The organism is Streptomyces sp. NPDC007095 (assembly GCF_040634475.1).
In the GTDB taxonomy this organism is placed as follows: Bacteria; Actinomycetota; Actinomycetes; order Streptomycetales; family Streptomycetaceae; genus Streptomyces.
The window spans coordinates 1-21,476 of record NZ_JBEYFS010000001.1 but is presented as its reverse complement, the minus strand read 5'-3'; the positions used below and the strand labels follow the sequence as shown (position 1 = coordinate 21,476).

The window sequence follows — 21,476 nt, the reverse complement described above, 5'->3', positions numbered from 1 at the left end:
CGGTCGATCACCCCAAGGTCGGTGAGAACGACCTCCGGAGGGGCGCGCACGCGCCAGGGACGCGCCGATGCTGCAGGTACGCAGCTCGACCCGACTGCGGCGATCGAAGTACGCGAGGATCTCCTCGTCCTTCATCGGGCGTGCTCGTAGCGGGGCAGTTCCTCGGGAAAGCCGCGGTGATTCTTGCACCCGGCCAGTTTGTAGGCGTGCTTGGTGAGTTGATAGGCGAAGTCGGTCAGGGCTTGGCGCAGCTCCGTACCGGTGGCCCTGCTCTTGCCGATCACACTGGCATTCGCTACCAAGGCGTAGGTGTGTGACGCATCACTTTCTTTTATGCTCGTCGGTACACAAGGGACATAGACGGAAGCGGATTCAGTGTCGCTATCCATCTGTGCCAGTGCTTCGACGCCGTCCTTAGAGACCCGTATGACATGGTTGCCAGCAAGACTCCCGTAGGAATCTATCCATGCGACTTTGGATGATTCTCGAAGATCCACCTGCCCCGACATGATCGAGTCACCGCTGGTGGAAACGCGGCAACCGAAAGAAAAGCTACGTCCCGTACCTCCTTGACCCGCCCATTCTTCTGCTGCTCGCGCACGTGGGAGAGTCCGGATCGCAATGTCTCGCTGCACGGCACCGTCGCACACCTTGTCCGGGAGCAGGTATAGACCCTTTATAAAATATAGGAAGAAAGCGCCACTTATGAGTCCGACGATCGTCAGGCCAACGAAAAAGCCTTTTGCGGTATATTGTGGCGCGACCCTTTCTGGAATCTCTTTACTCATAGTGCTCCTTTGAGCGATTCAAGTAGTAATCGCTATCTTCCCAGCCATCATTAACGGCCTGTCGCACGGTGTCTTTTATTCCGTCCTCTGGCAGGTCTACGTGGTGCCGCGCCAGGGCGTCTTCCACCGACCACTGCGTCTGTTGACTGACCGAATCCCGCATCCTGAACAGGTCTTGGCTGGAGTGGTACAACGCCTCGTCCTTGGCGCCCTCAAGTTGCTGACCTTCGAGCAGGCGATCAACGGCCGCTGAGGCGACGGCTCCGGCGCCTCCGCCAACCACGGCCCCCATTGCCGGTCCTCCAAGCCTTTCGGGTACCTGGGCGAAGGTCAAACCGACTGCAACCCAGGTTTTGGCGAAATCACCCTTCGCCTTCAAGGCGTCGTTGTAGTCCTTCTCGCCATTGACTGCACCGCTAACCTCTGCATTTGCAGCAGAATGTCCGACGATCCCCTCGATGATTCCTGCATTCCTGCCGATATCGCCAAAGAGTTGATCGCGGTCTCCGTGGAACAAGGAAGGATTCGAAAGGTGTACCTCGAGGAGATTGCCAGTGTAGATGCTTTCTCCGTAGATGATCCCAGCTCTTCCTGCGGGATCTGCCGACGTCGCCGAAAGAAACCGGGTGACATCCGGAAGGCCAAGCTCTTTAGGGGCATCACTGTTCGTAATAAAGACAGCTCCCGGGTCAGCGCCTGCGAACGCCTGGCTGATCTCCGGCATATAAGCAGCCGCCATGTCCCCGAAGCTCTCACCCATGCCTTTGGCCACCAGGTCCGCGCCTCCGCCTGGCTGGGCCACCGCATGCATGATGTTGGCCATGATCTCGACCTGGGCCGCGCTGTGCGGCGGGGCCATCGAGGTGGTGTCGCCGGCGGCGACTCCGGTGACGGCACTCTCCAGGGCGCGCCCGAGAGACTCTCCCCGGTCCGTGTACATGGTGGTGCCGAGCATGTGGTTCAGGTCCGACTTGGACTCGAAGGCGTGGGTCGCAGCCTCGGGGTTGTGGGAGAGGGCGTCGAAGAGCCCCTCCAGCGGATCGCGACCGTTCTCCTTGCCGAAGACCAGGTCGATGTGGTCGTAGCCCTTCACCCAGAGCGAGTCGGTGTTCGAGTCGCCCGCGCCCTTGTCCTGCTTGAAGAGCTTGGTCCGATAGTCGTCAAGGAACTCGGTGTCGAACTCGCCCTGCCGCATGAGGCTGCTGAGTACCTGGGAACCGAGCGCGCCGACGGGATTCTGGAACGGGGTCTTGGAGTCGGACAGGAAACTTGTGTTCGTCTCCTTGAGGAGGTCCGTCTTCCAGGCCCTCATGTCGTCCGAATCGGAGAACGAAGCCGTGGCCAGCGTCATGCTCAGGTTTGCCTGCAGGTTCTTCAAGCTTTCGAGTTCCGTGCCCCTGGCGCCGGCATGGGCGTTCACCATGTCTGTCCAGAACTGCAGCGTGCCCTTGCCACCCAGACCCTTTGCGAACCGCTCCGAGAACAGAGGGTCGTTGTGGTACTTCCCCAGGTACCGGTTGAACTCGGCGATGTCCTTGGAGGACATCCTGTCCGGGTGCTTGGCCATCTTCGCCAGCTTGTCGGCGGCCTCGACGGCGTCGGCTGCGCTGTCGCGGTCCGTGTAGCGGCCATCGGAGAAGCCGTACTTGGCTTGGTCCACAAGGAGCTTGAGGACCTTTGCTGCACTGTTGTCGCTCTCGGTGGCCTTGCTGAGGATGCGCTGGATCTCGTTGCGGAGGTCGTCGGCGTCCTTCTGGCTGTTGGCGCTCTGCTTGCCGCTGGGGTCGGAGGACCAGTCGGGGCGGGTGTTGCCGGTGACGGTGAAGGTGCCGTGGCGGGTGTCTATGACGGTGAGGTTCTTCTTCTCGCCCCGTCCGATGGCCTCGGTCAGCTGGGTCCGGTAGTCGACGAGTTCACCGTGGGTGTCCTTGAGAATCTTCGTGATGGAGTCCGCCTGCGTGTGGGCGTCCGTAAACTCCCGCGCGGTCTTGTCGATGAACTCGCGGCTCACCTGGGCGTTGACGCCGGCCCAGCTTGCTTTGTCTGCCTTGGCCTTGAGGTTGTTCTGGGCGTCCTCTTTCAGCGTCGCGAGCTTCTTGGTCATCTCTTCCCAATCGGTGATGGCCTCACCGAGCTGCGAGAAGTTGCCGTGGCGCAGTGCGTCGAGATCCATCGCCGTCAGCGGTCCTTCCGCTCGTCGAAGCCCTGGTCCAGCTGGGAGATGCTGCTGAGGGTGCCTGCGATGTAGGACTCGTCTGCCGCGTGCTGGTTCTTGGTGAAGCGCAGGTGGTTGGAGATGTGGGCGCAGGCGTCGAGCAGTGTCTGCACCTGGTCGACCCAGTGCTCGGCGACGTGATCGAGGGCTGCCCCGAGGGCGAAGCCCTCGCTCTTCAGCCCGCCGGCCGCCTTCATGGAGGAGAGCCGGGCATGGTCGCTGTACCGGTCGAAGTCCTCGAACAGTTCGTGAGCCGCTGAGCCGATCGCGGCGAGGTCCTTCTGTCGGACGGTGAGGTCACCGCGCGAGCTTCCACCGCCTCCGCTGTCGGCAGGCAATTGATTGAGCCGCATGTGGGTCGACTGCCCCTTCGCGGCCTCTGCCTTCAACTGCTCCCACTCGTCCCACGCCATGCGCGTGCCCCCTCCCGTGACCCGCCCGGAGGCAGGTTGATCGCCAAGCTACCAGCCACTGACAGGGCCTCAGTACTCCACATCCACCGCCCCTGTCTGGCTGAAACCACCCCCGGGTACTCGCACGAGGACGGCACATCCATGGGCTGATTCGATGGACCTTCGGCAAACTGGCCGACACGAGGTACCTCGACAGCGGTGTTGTACTGCTGCCGGCCATGGAAGTCCGGGCCGCGCTGCTCGCGCCCAACGGGCCGGACGTGCCGTTCTGCGTGCGCAACGCCTTCCCCGCCGAGCAGCGGCAGATGACCTTGATCGGGGACCCGCCCAGGCGGGGCTTGTCGCGCGAGTACGGCCGCGGGCCGTCGACCACGGTTTCCCGTCAGTGGACGTACGCGCGGGGGACCGACGGCCGCCGACGCAAGGTCGAGACGTTTCGTTTCGACACGCGGGAGATGAAGAACCTCCTCCAGCAAGTCGGTCTTGACGCGGGTTGGATCTGGCGCGGAATGCTCTTCAAGGTGTGACCGGCCGGTGGGACTCGGGGCGGGGCGAGGGACTCCGTGGCGGGTATTCCACACACGGCAATCGAGTACGGGGGCTCATGACCTCCTCGCCGTGGCCGCCGCACGATCTCTGCATGAGACAGCTACGCCGTCCCCTCGGACCGCACCGGAAAATCCTTCTCGCCACGGCCGCTGCGTTGGCCATGGCAGTGACGGCAGCCGGAGGGGTGTGGCTTGCTCGCGGGGCTGGGCGGCTCCGGAACGGCGACCCCTACCCCGTCGCGGATCCAGCCGTTACCTCGCAGCGCCTCGACGGCCTCACACAACAGGTCTACGACACACTTGACGTGCCACAGGCCACGCTGGACCCCAAATGGCCCGGCGGCGGCCAGGAGGCCGACGGCTCCAGGTGCTACTACACCGGGCTCAAGGACCTGACCAAGCAGGTGAGCGACTCACCGCCCAGTGTGCCGGGTGTGGTCGCGGTGAGCAGTGATGGGACTGAAGGGTGTCACCCCGTCTCAGGCGGTGTCAGCGCTGCGACGGGCGCGGAAGGAATTGACGCGGCGTGGATGGAAAGTCACCAGGTACGAGATCAGCGACCACTGGACCGTACTGAGCGTGCAGCCCCCGGGCACCGACGACGTCGTCCAGGTTGAGGCTTTCCCCCATGACCGTCTGGGTGTCGTCGCCTACTCCGAGTGCGCCCGATATCCGTCGGGTACGCCCATGACCGAGTGGGGCGATCCGGAACTCCCGGCTCAACAGGCGCCAGACCCACTACGAGGCTGAGCTTCCTCGGCGTGGGGTGTCGGCGAAGTCGTCGTCGACGTGCAGGACGGTCAGGCCGTGGTGTTCGGCCGTGAGCACGATCAGGGTGTCCATGGGGGAGGGCCCTCGGCGGAGCCCGATCTTCACCGGTTCCCGCCGCACGGCGACGACCCTGCGCCAGAGCATCTGCGTCAGACCACCACATCGGTCGAGGTCACCGGACGCCGCGAGATCGGCTCCGCGGAGGCGCCCGGCCTCACGCAGACGCTCGCCGTCTCGGCCGTCGTCGGCGGCGTGCCCCGCAGCCTCATCCAATCGCAGGACCACCTGTCCATGCTGGACGTCGCCCATCCCCGCAAGCTGTCGGTGATCCGCCTGGTCCTGACCGATACCGCGCCCCAACACCCCGCCGTCCTGGACGACTTACGGGACTTCGCGCACACGGACCGCCCGGACATCGGCGCGGCTACGGCATAGGTTGACTTCATGGGCCTTTTCGACAAGCTGACCGGAACCAAGCGCCCGGCCGACGGTGTCGCCCCGCGACCAGCCGCCGAGGTCCGCGCGGTGCTGCTCGGCCTCAACCGCTCCGACGTCCCGTACGTCATCCGGGACGGTCGCGCGGAGGGCGCCGAGCTGGTGGCGGAGTGGCGGATGCTGGAGCCGGCCTGGCAGACCTTCTTCGCCCGCAACCAGGTGAGCCGGGTGCTCCAGGTCCGTATGCGCCTGGTCCCGGAGAAGAACGAGGTGCGCTCCCTCGACCAGCAGTACGAGGTCACCTGGGTCGGCGGCATCCCTAGCCTGTCCATCTCGGCCCAGGTCCAACGTGGTCAGGTGCAGACGGTCTCGAAGCAGTGGACGCTGGGCGGGGGGAATGACGGCGGCCTCGAAGCGACCGAGACGTTCAGCTTCGACAGCTCTGCACTCGAGAACCCCCTACAGGACGCCGTCCTCAGCGCGGGGTGGACCTGGCGTGGAGTCGTCACCGGCAAACTGTGAGGTCGGCGGGACCCCGAGCAAGGGGTACTTCCTTGAGGTGTGCCGTACGCGTGTTCGTCGTCCTGTGGCCCTAGAGAAGGTCACGTACTGTGATTGGACCGCCACTCGGCGTCACAGTGCACCCGGGCCGGCATCCTGAGGCGGACCAGAGCGACCTCGGCCAGGGAGCGCGGGCGCCCAGGGTTTGACCTGCGTCACCTTAGGGGTACGATCCTCGGCTCGATTGGCCAGCCCCCCGCCCCGTATGGCAGACTGTCGGAGTTGCTCGGTCGAGTGCCGATGCTGCGCGCCTCCCGTCGGGAGGACCGGAAGCGAGTCCCACAGTACTCGTCGCCTCAACTGCCGTAAGGCAGCGCTGGGGCGGACGTACGGGAATCTTTCGGGAAGTGTCAGCGGGGTGCGGGCCAGGCGCCCGGTGGGTGTTCCAGCCTCCGGTCCTGCGGTTGCTTTCGGGCGGGCCGCGTCCCTCGTAGGGAAATCCGTTACGGATATTTCTGCGGCAGGAGCGCGACACACCCGACCGCGTGGGTCGGAGATACGGGACGCGAACCTCCGGGTTCCAGAGCGTTTCACGAGACAAAGGACTACTGAGTAGCCATGGCGGGACAGAAGATCCGCATCCGGCTCAAGGCCTACGACCACGAGGTCATCGACAGCTCGGCGAAGAAGATCGTCGAGACGGTGACCCGCACTGGTGCGTCGGTCGCGGGCCCGGTGCCGCTGCCCACTGAGAAGAACGTGTACTGCGTCATCAAGTCGCCGCACAAGTACAAGGACTCGCGCGAGCACTTCGAGATGCGCACGCACAAGCGCCTGATCGACATCCTCGACCCGACGCCCAAGACCGTTGACTCTCTGATGCGACTCGACCTCCCGGCCGGTGTCGACATCGAGATCAAGCTCTAGGGATCGGTGATCTGAGAATGGCTAAGCAGATCAAGGGCATCCTGGGCGAGAAGCTCGGCATGACGCAGGTGTGGGACGAGAACAACCGTGTTGTTCCGGTCACCGTCGTCAAGGCCGGCCCCAACGTCGTCACCCAGGTGCGTACCAACGACATCGACGGCTACGAGTCGGTCCAGATCGCCTTCGGCGAGATCGACCCGCGCAAGGTGAACAAGCCCCTCAAGGGTCACTTCGCCAAGGCCGACGTCACCCCCCGTCGTCACCTCGTCGAGATCCGCACCGCGGATGCCTCCGAGTACACCCTCGGCCAGGAGATCTCCGCCGAGGTCTTCGAGGCGGGCGTGAAGGTCGACGTCACCGGCAAGAGCAAGGGCAAGGGCTTCGCCGGTGTCATGAAGCGTCACAACTTCAAGGGCCTCGGCGCCGGTCACGGCACCCAGCGCAAGCACCGCTCCCCCGGCTCCATCGGTGGCTGCGCCACCCCGGGTCGTGTGTTCAAGGGCCTCCGCATGGCGGGTCGCATGGGCAACGAGCGGGTCACCACCCAGAACCTGACCGTTCACGCCGTTGACGCGGAGAAGGGCCTGCTCCTTATCAAGGGCGCGGTTCCTGGTCCGAACGGCGGCCTCGTCCTGGTCCGCACCGCGGCCAAGGGGGCCTGAGGACTATGAGCACCATTGACATTCTGTCGCCCTCCGGCGACACCGCCGGGACCGTTGAGCTCCCGGCCGAGATCTTCGACGTAGAGAAGATCAGCATTCCGCTGCTTCACCAGGTCGTCGTCGCACAGCTGGCCGCCGCCCGTCAGGGCACGCACAAGGTCAAGCGTCGTGGCGAGGTCCGCGGTGGCGGTAAGAAGCCTTACCGCCAGAAGGGCACCGGCCGCGCGCGCCAGGGTTCGACCCGTGCGCCGCAGTTCGCCGGCGGTGGCGTCGTCCACGGCCCCACGCCGCGTGACTACTCGCAGCGGACCCCGAAGAAGATGAAGGCCGCGGCCCTGCGCCACGCCCTCACCGACCGGGCCCGCAACGCTCGCATCCACGTCATCACCGGCGTGATCGAGGGCGAGACCCCCTCCACCAAGGCCGCGAAGAGCTTCCTCGGCAAGGTCAGCGAGCGCAAGAACGTGCTCCTGGTCATCGAGCGCTCCGACGAGGCCGCGCTGCTCTCCGCGCGCAACCTGCCCCAGGTCCACATCCTGGAGCCGGGCCAGCTGAACACGTACGACGTTCTCGTCTCGGACGACGTGGTCTTCACCCAGGCCGCTTTCGAGTCCTTCGTGTCTGGCCCCCAGGCCGCTGACACCGAAGGGAGCGAAGCCTGATGGCTACGCGTCACCCGAGCATTGCCTCGAAGGCCGCCAAGGCCAAGAAGGTCGCGCGCGTCGCCAAGGCGAAGCGTCACGAGGCCGAGGGCAAGAACACCGTCGAGACGCCGCTGAGCAAGAGCTTCACGGACCCCCGTGACGTCCTTCTCAAGCCGGTCGTCTCCGAGAAGAGCTACGCGCTGCTCGACGAGGGCAAGTACACCTTCGTCGTGGCGCCGGGCGCCAACAAGACCCAGATCAAGCAGGCCGTCCAGGCGGTCTTCTCGGTCAAGGTCACCGGGGTCAACACGATCAACCGCCAGGGCAAGCGCAAGCGGACCAAGAGTGGCTTCGGTAAGCGTGCTGACACCAAGCGCGCCATCGTGACCCTCGCTGAGGGCGACCGTATCGACATCTTCGGCCAGGCCTCCTAACGGAGCGCCCTGGTCCGATATCGGACGAGGACTGAGAAATGGGAATCCGCAAGTACAAGCCGACTACGCCGGGCCGTCGTGGCTCCAGCGTCGCCGACTTCGTCGAGGTCACGCGGTCCACGCCGGAGAAGTCGCTGGTCCGCCCGCTGCACAGCAAGGGCGGCCGTAACAATTCCGGTCGTGTGACCGTTCGCCACCAGGGTGGCGGACACAAGCGCGCCTTCCGAGTGATCGACTTCCGTCGTCACGACAAGGACGGCGTGCCGGCGAAGGTCGCGCACATCGAGTACGACCCCAACCGCACCGCGCGCATCGCGCTGCTGCACTACGCGGACGGCGAGAAGCGCTACATCCTCGCCCCGCGCAACCTGCAGCAGGGTGACCGCGTCGAGAACGGTCCCGGGGCCGACATCAAGCCGGGCAACAACCTGGCGCTCCGCAACATCCCGGTCGGTACCACGATCCACGCGATCGAGATCCGTCCCGGTGGCGGTGCCAAGTTCGCCCGCTCCGCCGGTGCCTCGGTGCAGCTGCTCGCGAAGGAGGGCACGATGGCCCACCTTCGTATGCCTTCCGGTGAGATCCGCCTGGTCGACCAGCGCTGCCGCGCCACGGTCGGCGAGGTCGGCAACGCCGAGCAGAGCAACATCAACTGGGGTAAGGCCGGCCGTAAGCGCTGGCTGGGCGTCCGCCCGACCGTCCGCGGTGTGGCGATGAACCCGGTTGACCACCCGCACGGTGGTGGTGAGGGCAAGACCTCCGGTGGTCGCCACCCGGTCTCGCCGTGGGGTCAGAAGGAGGGTCGTACTCGTTCGCCGAAGAAGGCTTCGAACAAGTACATCGTCCGCCGCCGCAAGACGAACAAGAAGCGCTAGGAGCGGGTTTAGATGCCGCGCAGTCTCAAGAAGGGACCCTTCGTTGACGGCCACCTCGTAAAGAAGGTGGACGCTCAGAACGAAGCCGGTACCAAGAACGTCATCAAGACCTGGTCCCGTCGCTCGATGATCATCCCGGCCATGCTCGGCCACACGATCGCGGTGCACAACGGCAAGACCCACATTCCGGTGTTTGTCACCGAGTCGATGGTCGGCCACAAGCTCGGCGAGTTCTCGCCGACGCGCACCTTCCGGGGTCACGTCAAGGACGACCGGAAGTCGAAGCGCCGCTAACGCGGGGTGGAATGACCATGACAGACACTGGAAGGACAACCATGGAAGCCAGGGCCCAGGCGCGGTACATCCGCGTTACGCCCATGAAGGCCCGCCGCGTGGTGGACCTTATCCGTGGCATGGATGCCACGGAGGCTCAGGCGGTCCTGCGTTTCGCCCCGCAGGCCGCGAGCGTGCCGGTCGGCAAGGTGCTTGACAGCGCCATTGCCAACGCCGCGCACAACTACGACCACACCGACGCCGACAGCCTCTTCATCTCCGAGGCGTACGTCGACGAGGGTCCGACCCTGAAGCGGTTCCGTCCGCGCGCCCAGGGCCGTGCCTACCGGATCCGCAAGCGGACCAGCCACATCACCGTGGTCGTCAGCAGCAAGGAAGGAACCCGGTAATGGGCCAGAAGGTTAACCCGCATGGGTTCCGGCTCGGCATCACCACGGACTTCAAGTCCCGTTGGTACGCCGACAAGCTGTACAAGGACTACGTCAAGGAAGACGTCGCCATCCGTCGGATGATGACGTCCGGCATGGAGCGCGCCGGCATCTCGAAGGTTGAGATCGAGCGCACCCGTGACCGCGTGCGGGTGGACATCCACACCGCGCGTCCCGGCATCGTCATCGGCCGCCGTGGCGCCGAGGCCGACCGCATCCGCGGCGACCTCGAGAAGCTCACGGGCAAGCAGGTCCAGCTGAACATCCTCGAGGTCAAGAACCCCGAGACCGACGCTCAGCTGGTTGCTCAGGCCGTCGCCGAGCAGCTGTCCTCCCGCGTCTCCTTCCGCCGTGCCATGCGTAAGAGCATGCAGGGCACGATGAAGGCCGGCGCCAAGGGCATCAAGATCCAGTGTGGTGGCCGTCTCGGCGGCGCCGAGATGTCCCGCTCGGAGTTCTACCGCGAGGGCCGTGTGCCCCTGCACACGCTCCGTGCGAACGTCGACTACGGCTTCTTCGAGGCCAAGACGACCTTCGGCCGTATCGGTGTGAAGGTCTGGATCTACAAGGGCGACGTCAAGAACATCGCCGAGGTCCGCGCCGAGAACGCCGCTGCCCGCGCCGGCAACCGCCCGGCCCGTGGTGGCGGCAACGACCGCCCGGCCGGCCGTGGTGGCCGTGGTGGCGAGCGTGGCGGCCGCGGCCGCAAGCCGCAGCAGGCTCCCGCTGCCGAGGCCCCCAAGGCCGAGGCTCCGGCGGCTGCCGCTCCGGCTGAGAGCACCGGAACGGAGGCCTGACCGACATGCTGATCCCCCGTAGGGTCAAGCACCGCAAGCAGCACCACCCCAAGCGCCGTGGTCAGGCCAAGGGCGGTACGCAGGTTTCGTTCGGCGAGTACGGCATTCAGGCCCTCACGCCGGCGTACGTGACGAACCGCCAGATCGAGGCCGCCCGTATCGCGATGACCCGCCACATCAAGCGTGGCGGCAAGGTCTGGATCAACATCTACCCGGACCGCCCGCTCACGAAGAAGCCTGCCGAGACCCGCATGGGTTCCGGTAAGGGTTCGCCGGAGTGGTGGATCGCGAACGTGCACCCGGGCCGGGTCATGTTCGAACTGTCCTACCCCAACGAGAAGATCGCCCGTGAGGCCCTCACTCGCGCAGCCCACAAGCTGCCGATGAAGTGCCGGATCGTCAAGCGCGAGGCAGGTGAAGCGTGATGTCGGCCGGTACCAAGGCGTCCGAGCTGCGCGAACTGGGTGACGAGGAGCTTCTCGCGAAGCTTCGCGAAGCCAAGGAAGAGCTGTTCAACCTCCGCTTCCAGGCGGCGACCGGTCAGCTCGAGAACCACGGTCGGCTCAAGGCCGTCCGCAAGGACATCGCGCGGATCTACACCCTGATGCGTGAGCGCGAGCTGGGCATCGAAACGGTGGAGAGCGCCTGATGAGCGAGAGCAACGTGACCGAGAACACCACTGAGGCGCGCGGATTCCGCAAGACCCGTGAGGGTCTCGTCGTCAGCGACAAGATGGACAAGACCGTCGTCGTCGCCGTCGAGGACCGCGTCAAGCACGCCCTGTACGGCAAGGTCATCCGCCGTACGAGCAAGCTGAAGGCCCACGACGAGCAGAACGCCGCGGGTATCGGCGACCGCGTCCTCCTCATGGAGACGCGTCCGCTGTCCACGACGAAGCGCTGGCGCATCGTGGAGATCCTCGAGAAGGCGAAGTAATCAAACGGGGGACTCAGTTCCCCCGTTGCCCCCCGCCGGGGGCCTGCCGCACCGTCAGGTGCCCGGCCCCCGGCGGAGGTTTTCTCCCTCAACAGGCCAAGTAATTCCTGCGGGGCTTACCCGCAGGACGGTTCCGCCAGGCTCGCGGGGCGACCCGAAAGGGATCCCCGCGGGAACCGGCAGACAATCAGGAGATAGACGTGATCCAGCAGGAGTCGCGACTGCGTGTCGCCGACAACACGGGGGCGAAGGAAATCCTTTGCATCCGTGTGCTCGGTGGCTCCGGTCGCCGCTACGCGGGCATCGGTGACGTCATCGTCGCCACCGTCAAGGACGCGATCCCCGGCGGCAACGTGAAGAAGGGTGACGTCGTCAAGGCGGTCATCGTTCGCACCGTCAAGGAGCGCCGCCGTCCGGACGGCTCGTACATCCGCTTCGACGAGAACGCCGCCGTCATTCTGAAGAACGACGGCGACCCTCGCGGCACCCGTATCTTCGGCCCCGTCGGCCGTGAGCTGCGCGAGAAGAAGTTCATGAAGATCATCTCGCTCGCGCCGGAGGTGCTGTAAGCATGAAGATCAAGAAGGGTGACACGGTTCAGGTCATCACCGGCAAGGACAAGGGCAAGCAGGGCAAGGTCATTGCCGCTTACCCGCGCGACGAGCGCGTCCTGGTCGAGGGTGTCAACCGGGTCAAGAAGCACACCAAGGCCGGCCCGACCGCCAGCGGTTCCCAGGCCGGCGGCATCGTCACGACCGAGGCCCCGATTCACGTGAGCAACGTTCAGCTCGTCGTGGAGAAGGACGGCAACAAGGTCGTCACGCGTGTCGGTTACCGCTTCGACGATGAGGGCAACAAGGTTCGCGTTGCCAAGCGGACGGGTGAGGACATCTGATGGCTACCACCACGACTCCGCGTCTCAAGACGAAGTACCGCGAGGAGATCGCGGGCAAGCTGCGTGAGGAGTTCTCCTACGAGAACGTCATGCAGGTTCCCGGCCTCGTCAAGATTGTGGTCAACATGGGTGTCGGTGACGCCGCCCGTGACTCGAAGCTCATGGACGGTGCCGTCCGTGACCTGACCACGATCACCGGTCAGAAGCCGGCCGTCACCAAGGCCCGCAAGTCCATCGCGCAGTTCAAGCTGCGTGAGGGTCAGCCGATCGGTGCCCACGTCACGCTCCGTGGCGACCGCATGTGGGAGTTCCTGGACCGCACCCTGTCGCTCGCGCTGCCGCGCATCCGCGACTTCCGTGGTCTGTCCCCCAAGCAGTTCGACGGCCGTGGCAACTACACCTTCGGTCTCACGGAGCAGGTCATGTTCCACGAGATCGACCAGGACAAGATCGACCGTACCCGGGGCATGGACATCACCGTGGTGACCACGGCGACCAACGACGCTGAGGGCCGTGCCCTTCTCCGTCACCTCGGCTTCCCCTTCAAGGAGGCGTAAGCGAGATGGCGAAGAAGGCTCTGATTGCCAAGGCTGCTCGTAAGCCCAAGTTCGGCGTACGTGGCTACACGCGCTGCCAGCGCTGCGGCCGTCCGCACTCCGTGTACCGCAAGTTCGGCCTGTGCCGCGTCTGCCTTCGTGAGATGGCTCACCGTGGCGAGCTGCCGGGCGTGACCAAGAGCTCCTGGTAGTCCCCCTAATAAGGGATTCCAGGGCTCTCGGTAAGTAAAGGGTTCGGTCAGGTGCCCTGCCCTCCATGGCTTAGGCTGGGAGGGTTGGGCGCCTGACGCCCGTACGACTTACTACGCCGTAGGTCCCCGCACCGCACCCGTCCCGCCACTGAGTGGGGAGAGGGATGGCGCATACAGGAAACCCCGGCGAGAGAGGCCGAAGGCCAATTCATGACCATGACTGATCCCATCGCAGACATGCTTACTCGTCTGCGTAACGCGAACTCGGCGTACCACGACGATGTCGCGATGCCGCACAGCAAGATCAAGTCGCACATCGCGGAGATCCTCCAGCAGGAGGGCTTCATCACCGGCTGGAAGGTCGAGGACGCCGAGGTCGGCAAGAAGCTCGTCCTCGAGCTGAAGTTCGGCCCGAACCGTGAGCGCTCCATCGCGGGCATCAAGCGGATTTCGAAGCCGGGTCTGCGTGTGTACGCGAAGTCCACCTCCCTGCCCAAGGTGCTCGGTGGCCTCGGCGTGGCGATCATCTCCACGTCGCACGGTCTCCTCACCGACAAGCAGGCCGGCAAGAAGGGCGTAGGCGGAGAAGTTCTCGCCTACGTCTGGTAACGGAAGGGAACGGAGGAAACAGCTATGTCGCGTATTGGCAAGCTCCCCATCACGGTTCCCGCCGGCGTGGACGTCACCATCGACGGCCGTACGGTCCAGGTGAAGGGCCCCAAGGGCACCCTCTCCCACACCGTCGCGGCGCCGATCGAGGTCGCCAAGGGTGAGGACGGCATTCTCAATGTCACCCGCCCGAACGACGAGCGTCAGAACAAGGCCCTGCACGGCCTGTCCCGCACGCTGGTGGCGAACATGATCACCGGCGTGACCCAGGGTTACGTGAAGAAGCTCGAAATCAGCGGTGTCGGTTACCGCGTCCTGGCGAAGGGCTCCAACCTGGAGTTCTCGCTCGGCTACAGCCACTCGATCACCGTCGAGGCCCCCGAAGGCATCACCTTCAAGGTCGAGAACCCGACGCGGTTCTCGGTCGAGGGCATCGACAAGCAGAAGGTCGGAGAGGTTGCGGCCAACATCCGCAAGCTGCGCAAGCCCGACCCGTACAAGGCCAAGGGCGTCAAGTACGAAGGCGAAGTCATCCGCCGCAAGGTCGGAAAGGCGGGTAAGTAAGCCATGGCATACGGTGTCAAGATTGCTAAGGGCGACGCTTACAAGCGTGCTGCCATCAAGCGTCGTCACATCCGCATCCGGAAGCACATCTCCGGTACGGCTGAGCGTCCGCGCCTGGTCGTGACGCGCTCCAACCGCCACATCGTGGCCCAGGTCATCGACGACGTTAAGGGTCACACCCTCGCGTCGGCGTCGACCCTGGACACCACGGTCCGTGGTGGCGAGGGCGACAAGTCCGCGCAGGCCAAGTCGGTCGGCGCCCTTGTCGCCGAGCGCGCCAAGGCCGCCGGTGTCGAGGCTGTCGTATTCGACCGTGGTGGTAACCAGTACGCCGGGCGCATTGCCGCTCTGGCGGACGCCGCCCGCGAAGCCGGACTCAAGTTCTGAGTCGGTTCCGTAGCTAGCGGAAACAGAGAGAGGTAATTCCAATGGCTGGACCCCAGCGCCGCGGAAGCGGTGCCGGTGGCGGCGAGCGGCGGGACCGGAAGGGCCGTGACGGCGGCGCTGCTGCCGAGAAGACCGCGTACGTTGAGCGCGTCGTCGCGATCAACCGCGTCGCCAAGGTTGTGAAGGGTGGTCGTCGCTTCAGCTTCACCGCGCTGGTCGTGGTGGGCGATGGTGACGGCACCGTCGGTGTTGGCTACGGCAAGGCCAAGGAGGTGCCGGCCGCCATCGCCAAGGGTGTTGAGGAGGCCAAGAAGCACTTCTTCAAGGTCCCCCGTATCCAGGGCACCATCCCGCACCCGATCACGGGCGAGAAGGCCGCGGGCGTCGTCCTGCTCAAGCCTGCTTCCCCCGGTACCGGCGTTATCGCCGGTGGCCCGGTGCGTGCGGTGCTCGAGTGCGCCGGCGTTCACGACATCCTGTCGAAGTCGCTCGGCTCGTCCAACGCGATCAACATCGTGCACGCGACCGTGGCGGCCCTCAAGGGCCTGCAGCGTCCCGAGGAGATCGCGGCCCGCCGCGGTCTGCCCCTCGAGGACGTCGCCCCCGCGGCTCTGCTTCGTGCACGTGCGGGAGCGGGTGCGTAATCATGGCTCAGCTCAGGATCACGCAGACGAAGTCGTACATCGGCAGCAAGCAGAACCACCGCGACACCCTGCGTTCGCTCGGGCTCAAGCGCCTGAACGACGTGGTCGTCAAGGAGGACCGCCCCGAGTTCCGCGGAATGGTGCACACCGTCCGCCACCTCGTGACGGTTGAGGAGGTCGACTGATCATGGCGGAGAACAACCCGCTCAAGATCCACAACCTCCGTCCCGCCCCGGGCGCCAAGACCGCCAAGACCCGTGTGGGTCGTGGTGAGGCGTCGAAGGGTAAGACGGCCGGTCGTGGTACCAAGGGCACGAAGGCCCGCTACCAGGTTCCGGAGCGCTTCGAGGGCGGGCAGATGCCCCTCCACATGCGCCTCCCGAAGCTGAAGGGCTTCAAGAACCCGTTCAAGACCGAGTTCCAGGTCGTGAACCTCGACAAGCTGGCCGCGCTGTACCCGGAGGGTGGCGAGGTCACCGTCGAGGGTCTCGTCGCCAAGGGTGCCGTTCGCAAGAACAGCCTCGTCAAGGTCCTCGGCCAGGGCGAGATCTCCGTCGCGCTGCAGGTTTCGGTTGACGCCGTCTCCGGCTCCGCCAAGGAGAAGATCACCGCCGCCGGCGGTACCGTCACCGAGCTCGTCTGAGCCATTCAGGCGTCTCGATGACATGAGCGATCCCGACCGGGGGTGCCCCTACAAAAGGGGTATCCCCGGTTGGTCGTTCCTAGGGGGGCAGTCTCGCCGGTAAGGTGGCCTGCACTGCCGACTTTCGTCCGGCGTTCCATCGGGCGGCAGTCGACCGATACCTACCTATTCGTCGAACCTCAAGACCGTCACCTCTGACGCAGTTGCGCGGGGGTCGCAGGAGGCACCGTGCTCACCGCGTTCGCCCGGGCGTTCAAGACGCCCGACCTGCGCAAGAAGCTGCTCTTCACGCTCGGCATCATCGTGGTCTACCGGGTCGGTACCCACATCCCGATCCCTGGTGTCGACTACAAGAACGTCCAGACCTGTATCGAGGTGGCCAAGGGCAACCAGGGTCTGTTCGGTCTGGTCAACATGTTCAGTGGTGGCGCGCTGCTGCAGATCACGATCTTCGCGCTCGGCATCATGCCGTACATCACGGCGAGCATCATCCTGCAGCTGCTGACGGTGGTGATCCCGCGCCTCGAAGCCCTCAAGAAGGAGGGCTCGGCCGGCACGGCGAAGATCACGCAGTACACCCGTTACCTGACGGTGGCGCTGGCGATCCTGCAGGGCACCGGCCTTGTCGCGACCGCCCGCAGCGGCGCCCTGTTCAGCAGCTGCCAGGTGGCCAACCAGATCGTTCCTGACCAGTCGATCTTCCAGACCATCGTGATGGTCGTCACCATGACCGCCGGTACGGGCGTCGTCATGTGGCTGGGCGAGCTCATCACCGACCGCGGCATCGGCAACGGCATGTCGATCCTCATGTTCATCTCGATCGCCGCAACCTTCCCGTCCGCGCTGTGGGCGATCAAGACTCAGGGCACGCTGGCCGGCGGCTGGATCGAGTTCGGCACCGTGATCGCGGTCGGACTGGTCATGGTCGCGCTGGTCGTCTTCGTCGAACAGGCCCAGCGGCGCATCCCGGTCCAGTACGCGAAGCGCATGATCGGGCGCCGGTCGTACGGCGGTACGTCCACTTACATCCCGCTGAAGGTGAATCAGGCGGGTGTGATTCCCGTCATCTTCGCGTCGTCGCTGCTCTACATCCCGGCCCTCATCGCTCAGTTCTCGAAGGGCAACTCGGGCTGGAAGACCTGGGTCACGCAGAACCTGACCAAGGGCGATCACCCCATCTACCTGGTCTCTTACTTCCTCCTGATCGTTTTCTTCGCGTTCTTCTACGTGGCGATCTCGTTCAACCCCGAGGAAGTCGCGGACAACATGAAGAAGTATGGTGGCTTCATCCCGGGCATCCGGGCTGGCCGGCCGACCGCTGAGTACCTGAGTTACGTACTCAACCGGATCACCTGGCCGGGGTCGCTGTATCTGGGTCTGATCGCTCTCGTACCGACAATGGCGTTGGTGGGTTTCGGGGCAACCGGCAACTTCCCGTTCGGTGGTACCAGCATCCTGATCATCGTGGGTGTCGGTCTTGAGACGGTGAAGCAGATCGAGAGCCAGCTTCAGCAGCGCAATTACGAAGGGTTCCTCCGCTGATGCGAATCGTCCTCGTCGGCCCGCCCGGTGCCGGGAAGGGAACGCAGGCCGCGTTCCTTGCCAAGAACCTGGGGATTCCGCACATCTCCACGGGCGACCTCTTCCGCGCCAACATCAGTCAGGGCACGGAGCTGGGCAAGCAGGCCAAGGCGTACATGGACGCCGGCAAGCTGGTACCGGACGAGGTCACCATCGGGATGGCCAAGGACCGCATGGAGCAGCCCGACGCCGCGAACGGCTTCCTGCTGGACGGCTTCCCTCGTAACGTCTCGCAGGCCGAGGCGCTCGACGAGATGCTCAAGGCCGAGGGCATGAAGCTGGACGCGGTGCTGGACCTGGAGGTCCCCGAGGACGAGGTGGTCAAGCGCATCGCGGGCCGCCGCATCTGCCGCAACGACTCTTCGCACGTCTTCCACGTGACGTACAAGCAGCCGAAGACGGATGGCGTATGTGACGTCTGCGGCGGCGAGCTGTACCAGCGGGACGACGACTCCGAGGAGACCGTCCGTACGCGTCTCGAGGTCTACCACACGCAGACCGAGCCGATCATCGACTACTACGCCGCTCAGGGCCTGGTCGTGACGATCTCGGCGCTCGGCAAGGTGGAAGAGGTCACGGGGCGCGCCATGGAGGCGCTCAAGAGCAAGGTCGGCGACAAGTAGTCGTCACGCACTACGGCCGCGGTGCCCTCCGGGGGTGCCGCGGCCGTAGTGTTGTGTAGGTAGTCGTGTACGTAGTGGTGCACGACTAGGTTGTGTACGTCGTCGGAATGACGGAGAAGACGGAGAGCGCGGGCCGCCATGGTGCAGATCAAGACCCCCGAGCAGATCGCCAAGATGCGTGAGGCGGGGTTGGTCGTCGCGGCCATTCACGCGGCCACACGTGAGGCGGCTGTGCCGGGTGCGACGACGAAGGACCTGGACGAGGTCGCGCGCAAGGTGCTGGCCGAGCACGGGGCGAAGTCGAACTTCCTCGGGTACGGCGGTTTCCCCGCGACCATCTGCACCTCGGCCAACGAGGTCGTCGTCCACGGCATCCCGTCCGACGAGGTGGTCCTGAAGGACGGCGACATCATCTCGATCGACTGCGGCGCGATCGTGGACGGCTGGCACGGGGACGCGGCGTACACCGCGTTCGTGGGCTCCGGTCACGCCCCGGAGCTGCTCGAGCTCTCCCGGGTGACCGAGGAGTCGATGTGGGCGGGAATCGCGGCGATGAAGCAGGGCAACCGGCTCGTCGACGTCTCGCGTGCGATCGAGACGTACATCCGCCGCCAGCCGAAGCCCGGCGGCGGCCGGTACGGGATCATCGAGGACTACGGCGGTCACGGCATCGGCACCGAGATGCACATGGACCCGCACCTGCTGAACTACGTCGAGAAGCGGCGCGGCAAGGGTCCGAAGCTGGTCCCCGGCTTCTGCCTGGCCATCGAGCCGATGGTGTCCCTGGGCACGCCGAGGACCGAGGTGCTGGAGGACGACTGGACCGTCATCACGACGGACGGCACGTGGTCCTCGCACTGGGAGCACTCGGTGGCGCTGACGGAGCAGGGTCCGTTGGTGCTGACGGCTCCTGATGGTGGCAGGGCGAAGCTGGCGGAGTACGGGGTCACGGCGGCGCCGGACCCGCTGGCCTGACGGCGTCGGGCGAGGGTGGCGGAGCGCGGGGTCGTTGCGCCGGAATCCGTCCTGCGGGCCTGACGGCGTAACCGGGCGGTGGCCGGGCCGTGGGTGCCGGGCGGCTACGGCAGGTGGTGGCGCGATCGCCGTACGTCTCCCCGGTGCCGGTGTGAAAGGTCCGCGGTGGTGTGTCGGCGACCCCCGTTGCTTAACGATCTCCGTAGTGGGGCATTCTTTCTCGATTCGTCTTTCCGAGGGCCCTGACGTAGACTGACTCGTCGGCTCTCGTGCACCCGCATGTCTGCATGCGCTCGTGCGAAGTCGATCAAGGTAGTCGATTCGAAGGGCGAAGCGTGGCCAAGAAGCAAGGTGCCATCGAGATCGAGGGCACTGTCGTCGAGTCTCTTCCGAACGCCATGTTCAAGGTCGAGCTCCAGAACGGCCACCAGGTCCTGGCACACATCAGCGGCAAGATGCGTATGCACTACATCCGCATCCTCCCTGACGACCGGGTCGTGGTGGAGCTGTCTCCGTACGACCTCACGCGTGGCCGGATCGTCTACCGCTACAAGTAGATCTTGCCTTTACTCCGTGTTCCCGGTTCCGGGACGCGGGGGGTGGCACTGACCCGGAGAACCTCACCCAATGAAGGTCAAGCCGAGCGTCAAGAAGATCTGCGACAAGTGCAGGGTGATCCGCCGTCACGGTCGGGTCATGGTCATCTGCGAAAACCCGCGCCACAAGCAGCGCCAGGGCTGACGCACGACCGCACCTTCTGCACCCGCAGATACTTCGCGCGACGCAAGCAGTACATGTTCATACGCAGAATCCAGGGCTGAGTCTCATCAGGCCTGACACCCCCGGTCGGAGGCCGGGGACCCGGTTCGTACCGAATCTTCAGCGTGAAGAGGACGGCGGGCGGGATCCGGTTCTGCGGAAGACCTCCGAACGACAACTGGAGCCATTGAATGGCACGCGTTTCCGGTGTTGACATCCCGCGCGAAAAGCGTGTGGAGGTCGCCCTGACCTACGTGTTCGGCATCGGCCGGACCCTTTCCCAGCAGACGCTGGCCGAGACCGGCGTGAACCCGAACACCCGCGTTCGTGACCTCTCCGAAGAAGAGCTGGTCAAGATCCGCGAGTACGTGGACGCCAACATCAAGACCGAGGGTGACCTCCGTCGCGAGATTCAGGCCGACATCCGCCGCAAGGTCGAGATCGGCTGCTACCAGGGTCTGCGCCACCGTCGTGGCCTGCCCGTCCACGGTCAGCGCACCAGCACGAACGCTCGTACCCGCAAGGGCCCGCGTCGCGCCATCGCCGGTAAGAAGAAGCCGGGCAAGAAGTAGTCCTCAGCGGACGCTTATCAGCGGTCTTCGCTGTAGGACCGACCACCTCCCGTAGGAGTAATAGATGCCCCCCAAGGGTCGTCAGGGCGCTGCCAAGAAGGTGCGCCGCAAGGAAAAGAAGAACGTCGCTCACGGGCACGCTCACATCAAGAGCACGTTCAACAACACGATCGTCTCGATCACGGACCCCTCGGGCAACGTGATCTCCTGGGCCTCCGCCGGCCACGTCGGCTTCAAGGGCTCGCGCAAGTCCACCCCCTTCGCCGCGCAGATGGCCGCCGAGTCGGCCGCCCGTCGCGCGCAGGAGCACGGCATGCGCAAGGTTGACGTCTTCGTGAAGGGCCCGGGCTCCGGTCGCGAGACCGCGATCCGCTCCCTCCAGGCCACTGGCCTCGAGGTCGGCTCCATCCAGGACGTCACCCCCACCCCGCACAACGGCTGCCGTCCGCCCAAGCGCCGCCGCGTCTGAGGCTCGGTTGTCTTGAGGTTGCGGGCGGTACGTCTCTTCGGAGGCGTGCCGCCCGTACCCTTGCAGTAGCAGCAGGGCGTCAAATAGCGGGCGCCCATGACTGAAGGATCGCAACATGCTGATTGCTCAGCGTCCCTCGTTGACCGAAGAGGTCGTCGACGAATTCCGCTCCCGGTTCGTGATCGAGCCGCTGGAGCCGGGCTTCGGCTACACCCTCGGCAACTCCCTGCGTCGTACGCTCCTCTCCTCGATCCCGGGTGCGGCGGTCACGTCCATCCGTATCGACGGCGTTCTGCACGAGTTCACCACCGTGCCGGGCGTCAAGGAGGACGTCACCGA

The 21,476-nt window shown here is 65.2% G+C and carries 34 protein-coding genes and 1 pseudogene; 32 read left to right on the top strand and 3 right to left on the bottom strand.

Annotated features, from left to right (window positions below; translation table 11 throughout):
• Positions 1-131: 131 nt before the first annotated feature.
• The 3 genes from ABZ656_RS00175 to ABZ656_RS00165 are packed head-to-tail and all read right to left on the bottom strand — an operon-like array spanning position 132 to position 3,416.
• On the bottom strand, positions 132-788 hold the full coding sequence (locus ABZ656_RS00175) for a hypothetical protein (protein WP_360262936.1): 657 nt from the start codon (positions 786-788) through the stop codon (positions 132-134).
• Positions 781-2,961, bottom strand: a complete 2,181-nt coding sequence (locus ABZ656_RS00170) for a hypothetical protein (protein WP_101400114.1) — start codon at positions 2,959-2,961, stop codon at positions 781-783. The genes ABZ656_RS00175 and ABZ656_RS00170 overlap by 8 nt, the downstream gene beginning before the upstream one ends.
• A 5-nt stretch (positions 2,962-2,966) precedes the next feature.
• Positions 2,967-3,416, bottom strand: a complete 450-nt coding sequence (locus ABZ656_RS00165) for a hypothetical protein (protein ID WP_101400115.1) — start codon at positions 3,414-3,416, stop codon at positions 2,967-2,969.
• 218 nt (positions 3,417-3,634) lie between these two features.
• On the opposite strand from ABZ656_RS00165, the gene ABZ656_RS00160 reads away from it, so the two are divergent.
• The 32 genes and pseudogenes from ABZ656_RS00160 to ABZ656_RS00005 all read left to right on the top strand — a co-directional run.
• Entirely contained in the window at positions 3,635-3,943 is a 309-nt protein-coding gene (locus ABZ656_RS00160) for a hypothetical protein (protein WP_360262931.1), read from the top strand.
• Positions 3,944-4,753: 810 nt separating this feature from the next.
• On the top strand, positions 4,754-5,170 hold the full coding sequence (locus tag ABZ656_RS00155; protein ID WP_101400117.1) for a hypothetical protein: 417 nt from the start codon (positions 4,754-4,756) through the stop codon (positions 5,168-5,170).
• A 9-nt stretch (positions 5,171-5,179) separates the two neighbouring features.
• Positions 5,180-5,692, top strand: coding sequence for a hypothetical protein (locus tag ABZ656_RS00150; protein WP_360262928.1), 513 nt, complete (start codon positions 5,180-5,182; stop codon positions 5,690-5,692).
• A 597-nt stretch (positions 5,693-6,289) separates the two neighbouring features.
• Positions 6,290-6,598, top strand: coding sequence for a 30S ribosomal protein S10 (gene rpsJ, locus ABZ656_RS00145; RefSeq protein WP_003948644.1), 309 nt, complete (start codon positions 6,290-6,292; stop codon positions 6,596-6,598).
• 17 nt (positions 6,599-6,615) lie between these two features.
• Entirely contained in the window at positions 6,616-7,260 is a 645-nt protein-coding gene (gene rplC, locus ABZ656_RS00140; protein WP_101400119.1) for a 50S ribosomal protein L3, read from the top strand.
• 5 nt (positions 7,261-7,265) lie between these two features.
• Positions 7,266-7,922 carry a 50S ribosomal protein L4 gene (gene rplD, locus ABZ656_RS00135; RefSeq protein ID WP_037747970.1) on the top strand — a complete coding sequence of 219 codons (657 nt, stop codon included), beginning with the start codon at positions 7,266-7,268 and terminating at the stop codon, positions 7,920-7,922.
• Complete coding sequence (gene rplW, locus ABZ656_RS00130; RefSeq protein ID WP_101400120.1) at positions 7,922-8,338, top strand: 50S ribosomal protein L23; 417 nt, start codon at positions 7,922-7,924, stop codon at positions 8,336-8,338. Before rplD ends, rplW begins: the two co-directional genes overlap by 1 nt.
• A 38-nt stretch (positions 8,339-8,376) precedes the next feature.
• The gene (gene rplB, locus ABZ656_RS00125; protein ID WP_075028519.1) at positions 8,377-9,213 is read left to right on the top strand and encodes a 50S ribosomal protein L2; all 837 of its coding nucleotides are present in this window, start codon (positions 8,377-8,379) and stop codon (positions 9,211-9,213) included.
• A 12-nt stretch (positions 9,214-9,225) separates the two neighbouring features.
• Positions 9,226-9,507, top strand: coding sequence for a 30S ribosomal protein S19 (gene rpsS / locus ABZ656_RS00120; RefSeq protein ID WP_015035577.1), 282 nt, complete (start codon positions 9,226-9,228; stop codon positions 9,505-9,507).
• Between the two features lie 41 nt (positions 9,508-9,548).
• Positions 9,549-9,896 carry a 50S ribosomal protein L22 gene (gene rplV / locus ABZ656_RS00115; RefSeq protein WP_003974262.1) on the top strand — a complete coding sequence of 116 codons (348 nt, stop codon included), beginning with the start codon at positions 9,549-9,551 and terminating at the stop codon, positions 9,894-9,896.
• On the top strand, positions 9,896-10,732 hold the full coding sequence (rpsC, locus tag ABZ656_RS00110) for a 30S ribosomal protein S3 (protein WP_067367107.1): 837 nt from the start codon (positions 9,896-9,898) through the stop codon (positions 10,730-10,732). The genes rplV and rpsC overlap by 1 nt, the downstream gene beginning before the upstream one ends.
• A gap of 5 nt (positions 10,733-10,737) precedes the next feature.
• Positions 10,738-11,157, top strand: a complete 420-nt coding sequence (gene rplP / locus ABZ656_RS00105; RefSeq protein ID WP_010986348.1) for a 50S ribosomal protein L16 — start codon at positions 10,738-10,740, stop codon at positions 11,155-11,157.
• Complete coding sequence (gene rpmC, locus ABZ656_RS00100) at positions 11,157-11,381, top strand: 50S ribosomal protein L29 (protein ID WP_003998824.1); 225 nt, start codon at positions 11,157-11,159, stop codon at positions 11,379-11,381. Before rplP ends, rpmC begins: the two co-directional genes overlap by 1 nt.
• Positions 11,381-11,668: a 30S ribosomal protein S17 gene (rpsQ, locus tag ABZ656_RS00095; protein WP_099921127.1), complete on the top strand. Its 288-nt coding sequence runs from the start codon at positions 11,381-11,383 to the stop codon at positions 11,666-11,668. The genes rpmC and rpsQ overlap by 1 nt, the downstream gene beginning before the upstream one ends.
• A 200-nt stretch (positions 11,669-11,868) precedes the next feature.
• Complete coding sequence (gene rplN, locus ABZ656_RS00090; RefSeq protein WP_003998823.1) at positions 11,869-12,237, top strand: 50S ribosomal protein L14; 369 nt, start codon at positions 11,869-11,871, stop codon at positions 12,235-12,237.
• 2 nt (positions 12,238-12,239) lie between these two features.
• Positions 12,240-12,563, top strand: a complete 324-nt coding sequence (gene rplX, locus ABZ656_RS00085) for a 50S ribosomal protein L24 (RefSeq protein WP_067367101.1) — start codon at positions 12,240-12,242, stop codon at positions 12,561-12,563.
• A complete protein-coding gene (gene rplE / locus ABZ656_RS00080; protein WP_075028517.1) occupies positions 12,563-13,120 on the top strand; it encodes a 50S ribosomal protein L5 in 558 nt (185 codons plus the stop codon). Before rplX ends, rplE begins: the two co-directional genes overlap by 1 nt.
• A gap of 5 nt (positions 13,121-13,125) precedes the next feature.
• Complete coding sequence (locus ABZ656_RS00075; RefSeq protein ID WP_003948630.1) at positions 13,126-13,311, top strand: type Z 30S ribosomal protein S14; 186 nt, start codon at positions 13,126-13,128, stop codon at positions 13,309-13,311.
• Positions 13,312-13,521: 210 nt separating this feature from the next.
• Positions 13,522-13,920: a 30S ribosomal protein S8 gene (gene rpsH / locus ABZ656_RS00070; protein ID WP_055614920.1), complete on the top strand. Its 399-nt coding sequence runs from the start codon at positions 13,522-13,524 to the stop codon at positions 13,918-13,920.
• A gap of 24 nt (positions 13,921-13,944) precedes the next feature.
• Positions 13,945-14,484 (top strand): 50S ribosomal protein L6, encoded by a 540-nt coding sequence (gene rplF, locus ABZ656_RS00065; RefSeq protein WP_101400121.1) that lies wholly within the window; start codon positions 13,945-13,947, stop codon positions 14,482-14,484.
• A gap of 3 nt (positions 14,485-14,487) precedes the next feature.
• Entirely contained in the window at positions 14,488-14,871 is a 384-nt protein-coding gene (gene rplR / locus ABZ656_RS00060) for a 50S ribosomal protein L18 (RefSeq protein ID WP_067367094.1), read from the top strand.
• A 41-nt stretch (positions 14,872-14,912) separates the two neighbouring features.
• Complete coding sequence (rpsE, locus tag ABZ656_RS00055) at positions 14,913-15,515, top strand: 30S ribosomal protein S5 (protein WP_055513610.1); 603 nt, start codon at positions 14,913-14,915, stop codon at positions 15,513-15,515.
• A gap of 2 nt (positions 15,516-15,517) precedes the next feature.
• Entirely contained in the window at positions 15,518-15,700 is a 183-nt protein-coding gene (gene rpmD, locus ABZ656_RS00050) for a 50S ribosomal protein L30 (protein ID WP_060901490.1), read from the top strand.
• Between the two features lie 2 nt (positions 15,701-15,702).
• On the top strand, positions 15,703-16,158 hold the full coding sequence (gene rplO / locus ABZ656_RS00045; protein WP_060901489.1) for a 50S ribosomal protein L15: 456 nt from the start codon (positions 15,703-15,705) through the stop codon (positions 16,156-16,158).
• Positions 16,159-16,386: 228 nt separating this feature from the next.
• Positions 16,387-17,700 carry a preprotein translocase subunit SecY gene (gene secY / locus ABZ656_RS00040; protein ID WP_101400122.1) on the top strand — a complete coding sequence of 438 codons (1,314 nt, stop codon included), beginning with the start codon at positions 16,387-16,389 and terminating at the stop codon, positions 17,698-17,700.
• Positions 17,700-18,362: an adenylate kinase gene (locus ABZ656_RS00035; protein ID WP_101400123.1), complete on the top strand. Its 663-nt coding sequence runs from the start codon at positions 17,700-17,702 to the stop codon at positions 18,360-18,362. Before secY ends, ABZ656_RS00035 begins: the two co-directional genes overlap by 1 nt.
• A gap of 138 nt (positions 18,363-18,500) precedes the next feature.
• The gene (gene map, locus ABZ656_RS00030; protein WP_101400124.1) at positions 18,501-19,337 is read left to right on the top strand and encodes a type I methionyl aminopeptidase; all 837 of its coding nucleotides are present in this window, start codon (positions 18,501-18,503) and stop codon (positions 19,335-19,337) included.
• Between the two features lie 335 nt (positions 19,338-19,672).
• Complete coding sequence (infA, locus tag ABZ656_RS00025; RefSeq protein WP_003948620.1) at positions 19,673-19,894, top strand: translation initiation factor IF-1; 222 nt, start codon at positions 19,673-19,675, stop codon at positions 19,892-19,894.
• 70 nt (positions 19,895-19,964) lie between these two features.
• Positions 19,965-20,078, top strand: a complete 114-nt coding sequence (gene rpmJ, locus ABZ656_RS00020) for a 50S ribosomal protein L36 (protein ID WP_003998809.1) — start codon at positions 19,965-19,967, stop codon at positions 20,076-20,078.
• A gap of 209 nt (positions 20,079-20,287) precedes the next feature.
• Positions 20,288-20,668 (top strand): 30S ribosomal protein S13, encoded by a 381-nt coding sequence (gene rpsM / locus ABZ656_RS00015; RefSeq protein ID WP_060901485.1) that lies wholly within the window; start codon positions 20,288-20,290, stop codon positions 20,666-20,668.
• Between the two features lie 64 nt (positions 20,669-20,732).
• Entirely contained in the window at positions 20,733-21,137 is a 405-nt protein-coding gene (rpsK, locus tag ABZ656_RS00010) for a 30S ribosomal protein S11 (protein ID WP_003956432.1), read from the top strand.
• A gap of 115 nt (positions 21,138-21,252) precedes the next feature.
• Positions 21,253-21,476 (top strand): annotated as a pseudogene (locus tag ABZ656_RS00005) (DNA-directed RNA polymerase subunit alpha); the annotation flags it as partial.

Bases quoted from the DNA above. Each gene is read 5' to 3' on its own strand.
- ABZ656_RS00170 (WP_101400114.1), bottom strand. From the start codon at position 2,961: ATGGATCTCGACGCACTGCGCCACGGCAACTTCTCGCAGCTCGGTGAG.
- rplV (WP_003974262.1), top strand. From the start codon at position 9,549: ATGGAAGCCAGGGCCCAGGCGCGGTACATCCGCGTTACGCCCATGAAG.
- rpsM (WP_060901485.1), top strand. From the start codon at position 20,288: ATGGCACGCGTTTCCGGTGTTGACATCCCGCGCGAAAAGCGTGTGGAG.
- rpsH (WP_055614920.1), top strand. From the start codon at position 13,522: ATGACCATGACTGATCCCATCGCAGACATGCTTACTCGTCTGCGTAAC.
- rpmJ (WP_003998809.1), top strand. From the start codon at position 19,965: ATGAAGGTCAAGCCGAGCGTCAAGAAGATCTGCGACAAGTGCAGGGTG.
- rpmD (WP_060901490.1), top strand. From the start codon at position 15,518: ATGGCTCAGCTCAGGATCACGCAGACGAAGTCGTACATCGGCAGCAAG.
- ABZ656_RS00165 (WP_101400115.1), bottom strand. From the start codon at position 3,416: ATGGCGTGGGACGAGTGGGAGCAGTTGAAGGCAGAGGCCGCGAAGGGG.
- rpsC (WP_067367107.1), top strand. From the start codon at position 9,896: ATGGGCCAGAAGGTTAACCCGCATGGGTTCCGGCTCGGCATCACCACG.
- rpsK (WP_003956432.1), top strand. From the start codon at position 20,733: ATGCCCCCCAAGGGTCGTCAGGGCGCTGCCAAGAAGGTGCGCCGCAAG.
- rpsQ (WP_099921127.1), top strand. From the start codon at position 11,381: ATGAGCGAGAGCAACGTGACCGAGAACACCACTGAGGCGCGCGGATTC.
- rpmC (WP_003998824.1), top strand. From the start codon at position 11,157: ATGTCGGCCGGTACCAAGGCGTCCGAGCTGCGCGAACTGGGTGACGAG.
- rplW (WP_101400120.1), top strand. From the start codon at position 7,922: ATGGCTACGCGTCACCCGAGCATTGCCTCGAAGGCCGCCAAGGCCAAG.
- rpsJ (WP_003948644.1), top strand. From the start codon at position 6,290: ATGGCGGGACAGAAGATCCGCATCCGGCTCAAGGCCTACGACCACGAG.
- rplE (WP_075028517.1), top strand. From the start codon at position 12,563: ATGGCTACCACCACGACTCCGCGTCTCAAGACGAAGTACCGCGAGGAG.
- rplR (WP_067367094.1), top strand. From the start codon at position 14,488: ATGGCATACGGTGTCAAGATTGCTAAGGGCGACGCTTACAAGCGTGCT.
- ABZ656_RS00075 (WP_003948630.1), top strand. From the start codon at position 13,126: ATGGCGAAGAAGGCTCTGATTGCCAAGGCTGCTCGTAAGCCCAAGTTC.
- rplC (WP_101400119.1), top strand. From the start codon at position 6,616: ATGGCTAAGCAGATCAAGGGCATCCTGGGCGAGAAGCTCGGCATGACG.
- ABZ656_RS00150 (WP_360262928.1), top strand. From the start codon at position 5,180: ATGGGCCTTTTCGACAAGCTGACCGGAACCAAGCGCCCGGCCGACGGT.
- rplF (WP_101400121.1), top strand. From the start codon at position 13,945: ATGTCGCGTATTGGCAAGCTCCCCATCACGGTTCCCGCCGGCGTGGAC.
- ABZ656_RS00160 (WP_360262931.1), top strand. From the start codon at position 3,635: ATGGAAGTCCGGGCCGCGCTGCTCGCGCCCAACGGGCCGGACGTGCCG.
- rplX (WP_067367101.1), top strand. From the start codon at position 12,240: ATGAAGATCAAGAAGGGTGACACGGTTCAGGTCATCACCGGCAAGGAC.
- map (WP_101400124.1), top strand. From the start codon at position 18,501: ATGGTGCAGATCAAGACCCCCGAGCAGATCGCCAAGATGCGTGAGGCG.
- rplP (WP_010986348.1), top strand. From the start codon at position 10,738: ATGCTGATCCCCCGTAGGGTCAAGCACCGCAAGCAGCACCACCCCAAG.
- rpsS (WP_015035577.1), top strand. From the start codon at position 9,226: ATGCCGCGCAGTCTCAAGAAGGGACCCTTCGTTGACGGCCACCTCGTA.
- rpsE (WP_055513610.1), top strand. From the start codon at position 14,913: ATGGCTGGACCCCAGCGCCGCGGAAGCGGTGCCGGTGGCGGCGAGCGG.
- rplB (WP_075028519.1), top strand. From the start codon at position 8,377: ATGGGAATCCGCAAGTACAAGCCGACTACGCCGGGCCGTCGTGGCTCC.
- rplD (WP_037747970.1), top strand. From the start codon at position 7,266: ATGAGCACCATTGACATTCTGTCGCCCTCCGGCGACACCGCCGGGACC.
- ABZ656_RS00035 (WP_101400123.1), top strand. From the start codon at position 17,700: ATGCGAATCGTCCTCGTCGGCCCGCCCGGTGCCGGGAAGGGAACGCAG.
- ABZ656_RS00175 (WP_360262936.1), bottom strand. From the start codon at position 788: ATGAGTAAAGAGATTCCAGAAAGGGTCGCGCCACAATATACCGCAAAA.
- rplO (WP_060901489.1), top strand. From the start codon at position 15,703: ATGGCGGAGAACAACCCGCTCAAGATCCACAACCTCCGTCCCGCCCCG.